The 13,328-nt window shown below is 37.8% G+C and carries 11 protein-coding genes and 1 pseudogene; 4 read left to right on the forward strand and 8 right to left on the reverse strand.

The genetic code is table 11. The annotated features are described in order from the left end of the window. Nucleotides 1-59: 59 nt before the first annotated feature. The 5 genes from E2L07_RS18260 to E2L07_RS18280 form a co-directional block, all read right to left on the reverse strand. Entirely contained in the window at nt 60-1,457 is a 1,398-nt protein-coding gene (locus tag E2L07_RS18260; protein ID WP_134230276.1) for a hypothetical protein, read from the reverse strand. Between the two features lie 51 nt (nt 1,458-1,508). After that, a complete protein-coding gene (locus E2L07_RS18265; RefSeq protein WP_010900114.1) occupies nt 1,509-2,174 on the reverse strand; it encodes a hypothetical protein in 666 nt (221 codons plus the stop codon). Nucleotides 2,175-2,409: 235 nt separating this feature from the next. Further along, a complete protein-coding gene (locus E2L07_RS18270) occupies nt 2,410-2,847 on the reverse strand; it encodes a pre-toxin TG domain-containing protein (RefSeq protein ID WP_010900115.1) in 438 nt (145 codons plus the stop codon). 194 nt (nt 2,848-3,041) lie between these two features. Then, the gene (locus tag E2L07_RS18275) at nt 3,042-3,821 is read right to left on the reverse strand and encodes a ribonuclease YeeF family protein (protein ID WP_134230277.1); all 780 of its coding nucleotides are present in this window, start codon (nt 3,819-3,821) and stop codon (nt 3,042-3,044) included. 782 nt (nt 3,822-4,603) lie between these two features. Continuing rightward, nucleotides 4,604-4,822 (reverse strand): helix-turn-helix domain-containing protein, encoded by a 219-nt coding sequence (locus E2L07_RS18280; RefSeq protein ID WP_134230278.1) that lies wholly within the window; start codon nt 4,820-4,822, stop codon nt 4,604-4,606. Nucleotides 4,823-5,155: 333 nt separating this feature from the next. Between E2L07_RS18280 and E2L07_RS18285 the strand changes: the two are divergent. Continuing rightward, nucleotides 5,156-6,019: pseudogene (locus tag E2L07_RS18285) on the forward strand (GIY-YIG nuclease family protein); the annotation flags it as partial. Between the two features lie 507 nt (nt 6,020-6,526). Here E2L07_RS18285 and E2L07_RS18290 read toward each other — a convergent pair. From E2L07_RS18290 to istA, 3 genes are all read right to left on the reverse strand, one after another. Then, the gene (locus E2L07_RS18290; protein WP_134230279.1) at nt 6,527-7,810 is read right to left on the reverse strand and encodes an IS110 family RNA-guided transposase; all 1,284 of its coding nucleotides are present in this window, start codon (nt 7,808-7,810) and stop codon (nt 6,527-6,529) included. 289 nt (nt 7,811-8,099) lie between these two features. Further along, on the reverse strand, nt 8,100-8,825 hold the full coding sequence (gene istB, locus E2L07_RS18295; RefSeq protein WP_134229558.1) for an IS21-like element helper ATPase IstB: 726 nt from the start codon (nt 8,823-8,825) through the stop codon (nt 8,100-8,102). Continuing rightward, the gene (gene istA / locus E2L07_RS18300) at nt 8,825-10,333 is read right to left on the reverse strand and encodes an IS21 family transposase (protein ID WP_134230280.1); all 1,509 of its coding nucleotides are present in this window, start codon (nt 10,331-10,333) and stop codon (nt 8,825-8,827) included. Before istA ends, istB begins: the two co-directional genes overlap by 1 nt. 334 nt (nt 10,334-10,667) lie before the next feature. On the opposite strand from istA, the gene E2L07_RS18305 reads away from it, so the two are divergent. From E2L07_RS18305 to E2L07_RS18315, 3 genes are all read left to right on the forward strand, one after another. Next, entirely contained in the window at nt 10,668-11,588 is a 921-nt protein-coding gene (locus E2L07_RS18305) for a Dam family site-specific DNA-(adenine-N6)-methyltransferase (RefSeq protein ID WP_134230281.1), read from the forward strand. Between the two features lie 39 nt (nt 11,589-11,627). Then, nucleotides 11,628-12,347 (forward strand): HNH endonuclease signature motif containing protein, encoded by a 720-nt coding sequence (locus E2L07_RS18310; RefSeq protein ID WP_134230282.1) that lies wholly within the window; start codon nt 11,628-11,630, stop codon nt 12,345-12,347. A 135-nt stretch (nt 12,348-12,482) separates the two neighbouring features. Continuing rightward, on the forward strand, nt 12,483-13,328 hold an 846-nt coding region (locus tag E2L07_RS18315), incomplete at its 3' end, for an IS256 family transposase (RefSeq protein ID WP_134230283.1).

The raw sequence follows: 13,328 nt of genomic DNA on the forward strand, positions 1-13,328 counted from the left end.
CAATTGCTTGACACAATTACTGTAGTGGGACTTGGGGTGACTGGCAAGTCTTTTTTTGTTTACGCACAAAAATTTAGTGCAGGACTCTGCATTTTTCCTTTGCAAAGCTCTGCACTTTTATTTTGCCATACACAAAGCTCATTAGCTTCTGCTAAAATAGTATACATTTTATCGATATATTCCTCATTAAATTTATAGTCTATCAATGCGGCTAGTTTTGAAGCATATTCAATTTCATTCAGTAATCCACTAATGTTAAGTATCTCTTCTATATCACTTTCCTTAATATTAACAACTTCATGTTCAAAATATTTTAAATCGTCTTTTAGTTGTTCTAGATCTTTTTCGCTATATTTACCGATCTTTATATATTGATATGACCAAAACCAGCTTAGTTCGCTCACTTCTATTAAAACAGATAGGTCGTAATCCAAATCGTTGTTAAACTCAGTTAAAACATATGCTGCCATAATAGTTTCTATTGCTGAACCTGATACTATATTGGCCTTATTTACAAACCCACCATAGGATTCTTCGCTATATTTGAATAGTTCATATATTTCGTCCTTTACAAGCTCTAAGTAATCAACTTCCTTTAATATCTTCAAACCCATAAAAGTACCCAAATTACCATCAAAATAGTAATCAGAGGAAACCGAAAATCCATCAACATCACTATAAAATTTTAATACTGTATCTCTTACAGCATTTTTATCTATCTGATTTTCCAAAAATGAATTAATGAGTACTAAGTAATAAACTTCTAATAAATCGTTTGTACTCTCTGTTGAATCAATTAGTAATTTTGAGTAGTGCTCTCTATCAAATTCTATATTTAATGGTTTGTCTAAAATATGAGAAATCTCAAGTACAGAAAGGGTTGATCCTATATCTATTTCAAATGTATCCCAATTAGTTTCAAGCCAATCAATAATTTTAATTTTAATATCTTCTTTCAATTGTTCAGAAAAATAATACACAACAATGTAAACAATATCTAAGTCTACATATTTTTCATCTTCATCATTTGATTTTTTTTTAATAATATCATTAGTCACTGCTACATAATCAATGTCTTCATCGGTAATTTCCAATACTTCCTGGTATAAGTAATACATAATTAAATTTTCTCTAACATCAAACTCATTATCTAGAGCTGGATCTTTTAACCTGTTTAATGAATCATAAATTAAAGATTTGTCATATTCATAATTAATTAACTCGGCAATTTCAATCTGCCTTCTGATATCATCAACACTTTGAAAAACCTCATCTTCAATAGAGTAATCCTTAAAAAGCCTTGTTTCATGATCAAAGCCGCTTGTAATTTTAATTGTTGTTGACTTTTCCCAATCCTTACTAACAAATTCTTTATCTGATTCACAAGAAGCCAAGATGAATAGAATAGTACATATCAACACCATTCTAATACTTTTTATACTAAAGAGTTTATACAATTCAAGTACCCCCAATAAACATACGGTGAAAAAGCCCCTAAAAAGGGACTTTTAAAAAAGAACACTTGTAGTTGTTGTTGATGAACCAGCATTAGAAAAACTTAGTTTAGATTCAACTTTAAAACTGACAGCCAAATTTGAGAGCCATTGGATACGAAGGTCATCAAAATTAGCTTGAGCATATTTTCTCGATGAATATTTAGCCGAGTCCGTTGCAACTGTCCTACTACTAGTGAGCAAGGACCAATCAGAGTTTCTCAGTGAGATATTTACATTTGGTCCTATTTTAGTAGCTGTAACTTTGGCCGAGGAATTAGACGGCTTGTATTTATTTTTAGCAGTATAAGCTGTATAACCATATCCGTCATATTTGTGTTGATATAGACTTCTCCAAAAACCAGGTTTAGATCGTTTTACATCAATAACTGAATAGCCACCTTTTGCATGACTAAAACTCTTAGAATTGTATTTATGCTGAGCTTTGGATGAACTACTTGTTGACATCGTTGAAAATCCCGATGACTGCTGTTCATATCCATCCACAGGGTTTCCTACAGAGTTTGGCGATTCCATTAATTCAAGAACTTTCTTAACCTCATCAGGCATAACATCGTCACTTAATTTCTCATAATCATTTGCAAATGATAAAGTTGGATTTCCAATGATTAAACTTAGTGACAAGGCCGATAAAACTAGATTTCTTGTCAATCTTTTCATTTCTTTAACCTCCAATAATTTTTTCAACACAATACATAAAAGAAGTTCATTATGATGTAATCAGCTTGTTTTCTATGAATATTACACCCCTTCCATAATTAATAAAATAATAGAAATAACTAACAACAAAATCTATATTAATATAGCTGGGAAATTCCCGCAATAAATCCGACAAAAAAAGACAAAAAAAGACAGGAATTAAGTATGAATCCACTTAAAGCTAACGACCTAAAGTCTAAAAAAGAAGAATGGTACTATTTGAGCGTAGGTCGAAAGAGAGCGAAAATTGGCAGTAACGAAAAAAGCAAAATCTTAAGCGAACACAAGTAGTATCTACGCGCGTATAATGATCACCATATTCCACACGGTTGCTGATTCTTGTAGCCCCGGCGAAATTGTCAGACCCTTTTACTATGTTCTTGAGTGTTCGTCCCCCGACCTTGCCGATACCTCCAAGAAAAATACTAGCAGCTGCTATTCCCCGATCCCATTCGTCTAACTCCTGTCCCGTGATCAGATCGACTCCTGTTGAAGCTTCTTGACCCGCTTTGGCATTCCCAATGAAAGGCAAAAAGTCAAGTACAGCCGAGAACGTTTGTAGCGGATTATACGCCTCCTGATTTTCCTTTTCCCTTTGCTGAATCTCTCGTAAAGCTTCAGCAGCATGCTCCACTGTCTCCTTATCCCCTGAGTAATGAGCGTTTGCATAAGCCCAAACACTTGGCTCCCGTTGAGGAATCGTGTGATAAGGAGCACTAGAAACGGTGTTACTTGTTTTCGCTGTAGACGGCCCGTACCACGTTAAACAAGCTTGTGAGTGGTAACGACTTGATCCTATCGGAGAACCACTTCTGGTAGTGAGATAGATCAAATACTTTCATTGATACTATGCATGGTGTCGTACTTAAAACGAAGCGGAAAATCATTTGCGTACTGAACGAGTGGATTTAGGTCTAAGAGTTCCACCTTGACTTCCGGTGCTTTCTCGTGCAAGGTCGCGTTGTTCGCGAAATATCTACCTACTTCCATGATGCTCACACCTGTCATCCTCACGCCACCGGTCATGGTCCAGTCTAACACCTGCCGGATCGTCGCTTTTAACTCTTCCATTCTCGTTCGTACTTGAGCCATTAATTCAACACCTGCTTGGTCGAGATCATACAATCCTTCGAGCACATCATTTGCATGTTTCCGTGCACTATCGACGCTGTTGTACACATCGCCTGTCTGAAACTTGCCGAGGTGTAAGATGTGGCTTACCTCAGCCGTCGCCTGATTAATCGCCGCTTCTCTTTCTTCTAGCGTTTCTTCATAATGGTCGTATGCTTTTGGGAGCTGATTTTTCCAAAAGTCCTCTGACACTGAGCCATTGGACGCAGGCTCATACTCATTAATCTTCGCTTTCATCTTTTCGAGTGTGTCGCTGAAAGAAATCAGAAAGGCTCGAATCGAGCGGATCGTTGACAGCTGCATATAGGCATGATTATAGATGACTCCCTTTGCGCCTTCTCCTTTAAATGCTCCATCCATATTGATGACACGCGTAATTCTTGCTTCTACTGCCTCAAAAACATCTCCATACGATTTTAATACTTTTATGTGTTCATCGAGTTCCGAGAGATGTTGGTTCACATCTAAGAACTTCATGTTTAAACCTCCTTGACCACTTAAAAAGATTCTGTCGGTCCATATGTAATCAGATCAGTAGGTTATAGGAAGGAACAAATGGGTGTTCCTGTTAACACCCTCATTAGACTTACTTAAGTGCATATACAAGACGAATTGAATAACTTTCGGTTGATAGCCGATTCTCTCCTATTAGGCTACAATTTCTCTCATTAATTCAAATAGAATATTATACCATTTACCGTACTATTTACCAGTAAAGAGAGAATGTTCCCACTATGTCCGAGTGATTTCAAAATTCTACTTCGGAACTATTTGGTCCCTATATCTTTGTAGAAATTTTAATTGACATTCAAGCATTCAAAGAGATTTTTCACCGAAATGAAGAGGAAGAAAAAAACAGAATTATTAGAAATATATGGGAAATAAATACTTCGATACCCATTATAATAGGGGTTTAAATTGGTAAGTTAAAAATAAAAAAATGCAAAGTCATGCGTTTTTATTGCATAACTCTGCACTTCTTTATCACACACTGTATCTGTTAGTACAAGCACTATATCTGAATACAGGGTCCAGATGAAAAAATTATTTTTTAGGGATTAGAATCTACTTACGCAAATCGTAGTAATTAATCGTTAGATTGGGGTTCCCTTGAATCTATTTGCCATTAAGCCAATTATTACCCCAATTCACTAAAAACGCATCGAATTCATCATAAACATAAGATACAGCTTGTGGATGAAGTTTTAATTCGTAAAGAAAACAGCTTGCACGGGGCAAGCGGTTGAAATGATAGTATCCTATTCTTTTTTGTCTGGAACATATTCCACAAGCTCTGACAATGAAAACTCAAGGGAATCGCAGGTTTTCATCAGCGTCCCTAGCTTTACCGTTTCAACTTCCGTATCATGCCATAGCTTGTTTAACGCATTACGACTCAAGCCCGTAATTTCCATCAATTCCGTTAAATTATTGATTCGATGATGGGCCATCACAACCCGCAAATGATTTTTCAACACCAACAACCACTCCTCTACTCTCTACAATAATTTTATCGTAAAAGGTGAATAGTTGTACTTATGGGGTTGTGCAATGAGGAAATTTTACCGTTGTAATCTAAATAAAGTTTAGCTTTCTCACATTAAAAATTCTATTCCTCTACTACCAGTTCCTTCATCATCTGTTACCACTTAAGACTCGCCTTAAAAAACAATTACCTAGTGTTTTTAGACTGAAATATTTTTTCTCCAGCATTAATTATTGAGCTTGTTGTTTTTATAATGTCATATTTTGTTAAATACCCTATCAAAAATATGATACAATTATTTAAAAAAGATACAGAGGCTACGATCATGAATGGACTTGTATTTGAAAAAAGAGAATTTACTCTCGATCATGTGCACACTGTAAAGGAACTACATCTACATAACTATCCGATTGTGTATATCCTCTATAATGAGAAAAAGAGGCCTACAGCATATATTGGGCAAACCGTTCAACCAACACGGCGGTTGAAGAATCATATAGAGGATAAAAGGCGCAGAAGTTTGAGTCGCTTGATTTTGATTGGGCATGAGAAATTTAATCAGTCTGCCACATACAACATCGAGTCCAATCTCATTAACTATTTTATTGCAGATAACCATTACCAGCTGCAAAACGTAAGCCAGACTAGATCAAGGGAAATGCACAACTACTATCAGAAGCCCTTTTATAACGAAGAGCTCTTTGAAATCATTTGGGATAGGCTTAGAGATGAGAAAATTGTGAGCGATTCGCTTGAAAACCTTAGAAACAAAGATATCTATAAGTTATCTCCCTATAAGGAGCTCTCGCCACAGCAGCTTGATATAAAGAATGAGATCCTCGACTTCTGTAAAGAACATATACAAAAAGAAGGAAATCATGTCATCGTCATAGAAGGTGATGCTGGCACAGGTAAAAGCGTCCTGTTAAGCTCTCTATTTAACACGATTCAAGATTTGGCTAAGGATGATAGCTCTTTATTAAAAGACACTGATAATTACTTGCTAGTGAATCACAGTGAGATGCTGAAGACATATAAAAGTATAGCCAACAGCTTACCGAACTTGAAGAAAAGAAGCCTCATGAAGCCAACACCATTTATTAACGAGAAAACCAAAACGGGAACAACAGCTGATATCGTATTAGTTGACGAAGCTCATCTGCTTCTGACAAAGGAAGACTCCCTCAATAAAGTTTAATTTTCTCGCTAATACTCGTGTATTCTCCAAATTTCACTAACACCAAATAGTAATCTCACCAGTACTACTGGATAGAAGTAGAACGAATTAAAATTTCTTACAGGGGATAATCCATCCTAACGTCCAAACTGGTATAGTTTGGTAATTGAGTAGTATGACCGTGCCTATAAATCTCCACGCTACTCACGGTCGCTAACCCTCCCATGTCTCTCCGGATTGGTATCCATACCTTCCTTCGTCCTGCGTATCCATGAGGTGGAGGTCGGATAAGCTCCTTTGCTGGGTCATAAGCCCGTATGGTGAAAATAAACTCCGACTCTGCACTATTGGTGTTTGTTATTTGTAAGTATACAGATGATGCACGGCTTTACATGGAGTGGCGGGCATGGTAGGCTTCCTTAGCCATGGGCGAATCATTGGATGACTCGCCGCTTCGCCAAGGAGCCATGCCCGCAGAGGCTCCGTGTCAAGCCACTTTGGGTGATCTGCTTTCTAAGGTTACACTGCCTGTAATCCATCCATTTGAGGAATATCTTTTATTAATCTTGAACCATCAAATTCACACTGTTTTTGACCAATGACAAACAACACACGTAGTAACTTACAACACAAGGCAATCAAAGATTGTTGCTTTTTCAAAGGGCGTTCAGGGCGTTTGGTGTAATAGTGATGCAGGGCTTTAAATGTTGAATTATGGGCGACAAGGGGACGAATCGCTAAATATAAGGCTCGGCGTAATCGTTTCCTTCCTCGCTTTGTAATCCTTGTTTGCCCTTTAAATTTACCTGAACTGTGCTCACGTAATGATAGCCCTGCTAAGTTCACTAATTGTTGAGGATGAGAGTACTTTGAAATGTCCCCAACTTCCGCAAAGAATAATCCAACAGTCACCGCCCCTAAGCCTGGAATTTTCATCATTTGTTGGGCACCAGGTAATGTTTCAACGATGGCTTCTAATTCCTGATCCAACTCTTCTAATTGCCGCTTAAAAAGCTCATACTGCTCAATAAGATTCTTCAGTTCACACTTGGCAAATTTCAAGCCTACTTCAATTCCAATGCTCTTTTTGGCTGTTTCTACAAGCTTCGTTGCGCGCTTAATGCCAACTCCTCGTTGGACATACGGTTTCCATTCTTGAAGAACCCTCTCTGGTGTCTTTTTATGAATATCAGAGGGGAACGGAAACAGCTTTAGGGTACAGAGAGCGGCTTTGCCTTCCCAATCTCCAAACACATCGAAAAACTCTGGAAAGTAGCGTTGAATCACATTTTGAATGCGACCTTCTGTGATCATTAATTGTTCAGTAAGCTGATCTCGAATTTTTACGCATTCTCTTAGTTCCGCATATATGCCATCTAAGAGGTTTGGTACAGAGTATCGCCCATCTTTGATTAACTGGGCGATCACTTTTGCGTCTTTCGTATCGTTTTTCGTTGGAGAATTGTCATCAAGTTCTTTACTTTTCTTAACGTGCATTGGGTTCACGACGACAAAGTCGTAACCTTTTGCCGTTAGATAGTAAGCAAGACTCTTCCAATAATGTCCTGTTGGTTCTACGCCAAAAATGACGTGATTCTTCTTGTGTTTTTCTTGGTGTTGCTTTACCCACTCAACGAGGGCTTCAAAGCCAAAGATTCGATTTTCAAAGATCAAACGCTTTCCAAAGTCTAATCCACGATCATCTTGAGCACGTGCGACATGTTTATCTTTGGCAATATCAATACCGATAATTAACGTTGATGGTGTGATTTGCGAGATTTTTTGATTTTGAGTATAATTCATGTTGAGTCCTCCTTGGTTCTAATTTAAGGGTCCTTACGCTGCGCAGCTCGGGACACCTCGTATAATACCAAGAGGGCTCTTTTTTGTTCAATCCTCAAATTTCTTCATTACAGGAATGCTCCTTTAAATAGAAAAACCTTAATCCTCTATAATTGGATTAAGGCTTTCGGTCATAAAAATAATATATATTCATAATCATTTTTATTTCACATTCGAAAATCTGTATTTGGCAAGAGAAAAATGCATAAAACGGCAAGCCTTTTTGCAGCCACTTAATAACACTTATTCCTTACATATTGTTCAAAAGGAATGACTCTTTCATTCGGTTACTATCTCCTCCGAAAATCACTAAATGAGAGTGGTGAATCAGGCGATCTACCACGGCTTCCGTTAAAATAGGGTCGCCAAATACATGATTCCATTGCCCAAACTGCAGATTTGTAGTGATGATAATACTCCGCTTTTCATAACACAAGGAGATGACCTGGAAGAGTAGCTCGGCCCCATGTTTGTGAAGCGGTATATATCCCAGCTCATCCAGAATTAAAAGATCAAGCTTCTCGATTTTCTTAAACAGCTTATTGAGATTTCCTTTGTCATTCGCCTCTAATAACTCATTGGCTAGAGAAGCAATGGTATAAAACTTCACTCGTTTCCCATATTTTTGTATCGCATTCATGCCAATGAGGGTGGAAAGGTAGGTTTTTCCTGCACCAACGCCGCCATAAAACACCATGTTTTCTTTTGATTCAATAAATTCACCGTCCAGGAGAGATTGTTGACTTAACCCCTGCCCCAGCTGAATATCCTTCCAGTCAAAAGGTTTGCCGGATACGTTCGGCAGGGTTGCCGCCTTGAACAAAAGATTAATTTTTCGTTCTTCACGCTGTTCTATTTCTTTTTCAAAGAGCTTCAGTAAATATTCTTCTGTGTTCGCCGCTTCTACCTCTCGGTAGTTCTCTCGAATCCAGCTTAGCTTTAAGCGCTTGGCATATTCTTGGATCTGTTCCTGCATTAGGCCTTCCTCCTTTCCTGCTGGAAGAAGACATCGTATTGATTCATACCTCGTTCAGCTATTGGCATTACTGGAACTGTACTTTTTAGCCTTACTGTCTCTCTGGAGCCTCTGCCATGAATGAGCTGATGAAAGACTTGCTTTATTGTTTCTGTGGATGGATGACATCGCTCGGATGCAATTTCCAGGGCCTCTGTAGCTGTCTCCAGACTATGGTCTTTAAGAAGGTCTGAGAGTAACTGAAGCGCCTTTTTCTTTTCTTCCAGAGTACATTCCTCCAGATAAGTTTGCCATTTAAAGGGCAGTTGATCATAGAAAGTTGTATATTTTAGCGCCGTCGGCCTTTTAGCCATTAGGTACAGATAAGGCTGCCATTTCATCGACTTTGATTCTTCTCCATACAGTCGTTCATGGCTCACAATCACTTCATAGTTGTCCGAAAGGATATCTATCCTGTTATAAGTGATGCCAGCCAATACCTTTTGATTGGCAAAGCGCGGGGAAGTAGAATACCTTTTCGTATCTACTAAGATATAGCCGTACTTGTCTGCTTTGAGAGTTTCATAGCGTACACAAGAGTATTCTTCCGGCGGTAAATACATTAACGCTTCTTTGTCCTCTTCAAACAGCCTGGCAATTTCTTGTTTCTTTTCATAATGAGGACGGTTTCGATCCTTTTCTGCCTCCTCCCATAACCGATCATTCAAATTATCCAGCTGATATACCGTTCGTTCCGGAAGGAAGAAATTATTCCTCGCATATTTAACCATCGCTTCTACATGTCCTTTTTCATTGCCGGCACCCGGATTACAAAATTCATACTCAAACCCGTAGTGCAAAGCGAAGCGCTTGAAACCCTCAGTAAGCTCGCGTTTTCCTTGTGGTAAAACCTTTTTTACTGCGGGGGATAAATTATCAAAACGAATCCTTTTTGGCACTCCTTGCAGATGATGGAAGAACCGTTTTAAGCCCTCCAGGAAACATTCCTGATTTTCAGCTTCAAACACCTGAACTAAGAATGCGTTACTGTATGGAAAAGAAAGCACCAAATACGGCAGGTCTATAACCTTTCCCTTTACTTTAAAAGGGGCTTCCCCAAAATCTACTTGAGCGTCTCCTGGCTTGGATTCCAACGGAAGAGCAGCGTCATCGCTTTCTTCCAATAACTCCTTTTTCCGTTTGGAGACATACCCGCGTACAGTTCGCTCTGAACCTTTGAAACTTACTTCATCTTTAAGTAATTGCCAAATACGTTTGGCAGTCCTTCGATACTTCTTTTTCTTCTTCATATCCTCTCTCAACCATTGATCAACTATGTCTTTGACTGGATCCATTACTGGAGCCGGCTGAGCTTTCTTCTTCTTCTTTTCCGGTTGGAAATTGTCCATATCGGCATACTTTTTGACTGTGCGGAAATCCGTGTTTGTTCTTCTCGCAACATCTGAGTACGAATACCCTTTTGAGTTAACTTCATTTCTGATATACTTAATTTCGTCCACTTGTAACATCTCCTAAAACTACCTCCTGCCAGATTATTGGGTCCAACAGGAAGTGTATTGAATTTTTGGGGTGTTAGCAAGTGGCTTTTTTTATGCAGGCCCCCCGCGGGGGGCCTGCATAAAAGGAATGCCATAACCTACATTTTTATTCTGCCATAAACAGAAAATCTTCCCTTAGGAAAATATGTCTGGTAAAATACAGAAAGGAATATATGTTCGCATTTGTGTTTTAAGTATATATTATATCTTTGAATGACTTTTAGTTTGCTACATTTTACTAGTTTGAAATGAAAATAAAAGTTGGATTTTATGTTATCATATTAAAATATGGAGAGTGATTTAAATGAAAGTACCCCATCCTATTCCCTATCAAGGAAGCAAAAGAAACCTGGCAAAATATATTCTTCCATTCATTCCGACTGGTATTAACCAATTGGTTGAGCCTTTTGCAGGCTCAGCTGCTTTATCAATAGCCGCAGCAATTAATAACAAGGCAAATAAATATTGGTTAAATGATTTTAATGCTCCTCTAATTGAGTTACTCAAAAAAATGGTATTGGAACCAAATAAGGTATCAGATAGATACAGTACAATCTGGCATGACCAATTAGAAAACTCAAAAGAACATTTTTCAATAGTACGTGAAATTTTTAATGAAACTCATGAGCCAGAATTACTCTTATATTTATTAGCAAGGTGTGTTAAAAATGCTGTTCGTTACAATGAAAAGGGAGAGTTTAATCAGTCAGCTGATAATAGAAGAAAAGGTCGCTCACCAGAAAAAATGAAAAAGGAAATTGAAATTTTCTCTTCTCTAATGAAAGATAAAACTATTTTTTCCTCAGTAGATTATAGTGAAGTTCTCAACAATGTCGGTATTAATGATTGGGTTTACATGGACCCTCCTTATATGGGAACCACTGGCTCAAGTAAAAGATATATTCAAGGTCTTGATTTAGACAAATTTATCTATAACCTAAAACTGCTTAATAATAAAAATATCCCCTTTATAATTTCCTTTGATGGCAGAACTGGCGAAAAAGAATATGGAGAAGAACTACCTAGTTTTTTAGAACTTTATCGTTTAGAAATCAACGCAGGAAAATCTTCTCAAGCAACATTACAGGGGAAAAGTGAAGAGACTTTAGAATCTTTATATTTATCTAAAGAAGCAATTAAGCGTTCACCTATATCAAGAGAGGAACTTTTATCAATTGAAAGGTCTTCTTTTAATAATCAACTTGCGTTACAATTGAACTGGTAGTTTTGAACCAGTTCTTTTTTTTAGAAAGGAGTAATATCATTGTCTACAGCAGACCCTCGAATACTTGAGTTATCTAAAAAGTTAGGAAAACGACCCCGTTCCGTAGTAGAACACATTATTAAATATGGGTCAGTAAGTACCACAGAATTAAAAGATATATATGGTTATGACCATGCTCCTCGTGCTGCTCGAGATGTGCGTGAAGCTGGAATACCCTTAGTAACTAAAATGGTCAAAAATCAAACGACCGGTAAAAAAAATGCTGAATATACATTCGGAGACTTAGATAACTTAAGAAATGACATTTTAAAAGGTAGGAAAAACTTCCCTATCAAGTTTAAAAAAGAATTATACGAGCTACATGACTACAAATGTGCGGTTTGCAACGCAGAGTATTCTTCAAGAGTCCTACAAATCGACCATCGAATTCCATTTGAAGTTGCTGGTGATAAAGTTGATACTTTCGCAAATAATATTGAGGATTATATGCCTTTATGTCCATCAGATAACAGAAATAAATCTTTTTCATGTGAGAGTTGTAAAAACTGGTTAGAAATGCATAATTCAGATATTTGCAAGTCTTGTTATTGGGCTTCACCAGAAAATTATGAACATATTTCAATGGTAAAAGAAAAACGTGCTGAGCTTATTTTTCGAGAAGAAGAATTAAACGTGTACGAAGCTTTAACGGAAAAAGCTCAATTAGTTGGAGAAACAGTCGAAGATTATATTGTAAATTTAATAAAAAAAAATAAGTAAAGAGCCGTCAGAATACGGTGCTTTACTTATTTTTAGATGACGTAAAATATTTTGTGTAAGCCCTTGAAAACATAAAAATAGGTAGGGTATCCTCGGAATTGTCTAGATTCCATAAGAGAGGAGTAATCCCTACCTATGTCATCAAGTATAAACAATTCCGACTTCACAAATCAACTGGAAGAAATCATAAAATCATTTATTCAAGAAAGACTTGAAATCATCATGAAAGCAGAACTGGATAACTACTTGAAAGTTGAAAGACCTAATCATCCAAACAGCAAAAATGGATATTATAAACGTTCATTAGACACGAGATACGGCAAAATCGAAGAATTATCAGTACCACGAGATCGCCGAGGTGAATTTCAAACTCAGCTCTTTGCTCCTTACCAACGTCGAGATGGATGGCTTGAGGAAACCATTATCAAGATGTATCAAAGTGGCATGAGTACCCGTGAAGTAGGGAAGTTCATTGAACGCATTCTCGGTTCTTCTTACTCTGCCACGACCATCAGTAATATCACGGAAGTGGCCATGGAAGATATCCAGGCGTGGCAGCAACGCGAATTACACCCACGCTATTCTGTGCTATATCTGGATGGCATGTATATCAAACTCCGCCGTGACACCGTGGCGAACGAAGTGATTTACTTTGCCATTGGAGTCACTGTAGAAGGATATCGTGAACTGTTAGGTTTCTACATTGGTGGTCAAGAGAGTGCTCTTGGTTGGCAAGAGATGCTTCAAGACCTCTATCAACGTGGGCTGAAGGAAGTCTTACTCGGTGTATTTGATGGACTTCCTGGCTTAGAAGAAGCTTTTAAAAGCCTTTATCCGAAAGCAGATGTCCAGCGTTGTGTGGTACACAAAGTACGACACACCTTAAATCGTGTGCGTAAGAAGGATCGAGAAGAAGTCGCTGAAGATCTGAAGGCAATCTACCGGTCCTTCACTCACTCACAGGCTGAAGAACAATTCTAT

This window comes from Halalkalibacterium halodurans (assembly GCF_004376175.1).
Taxonomy (GTDB): domain Bacteria; phylum Bacillota; class Bacilli; order Bacillales; family Bacillaceae_D; genus Halalkalibacterium; species Halalkalibacterium halodurans.

Excerpts from the sequence above, each read along its gene's own strand:
- E2L07_RS18265 (WP_010900114.1), bottom strand. The coding sequence starts at position 2,174 with ATGAAAAGATTGACAAGAAATCTAGTTTTATCGGCCTTGTCACTAAGT.
- E2L07_RS18275 (WP_134230277.1), bottom strand. The coding sequence starts at position 3,821 with ATGAAGTTCTTAGATGTGAACCAACATCTCTCGGAACTCGATGAACAC.
- E2L07_RS18290 (WP_134230279.1), bottom strand. The coding sequence starts at position 7,810 with ATGAATTATACTCAAAATCAAAAAATCTCGCAAATCACACCATCAACG.
- istB (WP_134229558.1), bottom strand. The coding sequence starts at position 8,825 with ATGCAGGAACAGATCCAAGAATATGCCAAGCGCTTAAAGCTAAGCTGG.
- istA (WP_134230280.1), bottom strand. The coding sequence starts at position 10,333 with ATGTTACAAGTGGACGAAATTAAGTATATCAGAAATGAAGTTAACTCA.
- E2L07_RS18305 (WP_134230281.1), top strand. The coding sequence starts at position 10,668 with ATGAAAGTACCCCATCCTATTCCCTATCAAGGAAGCAAAAGAAACCTG.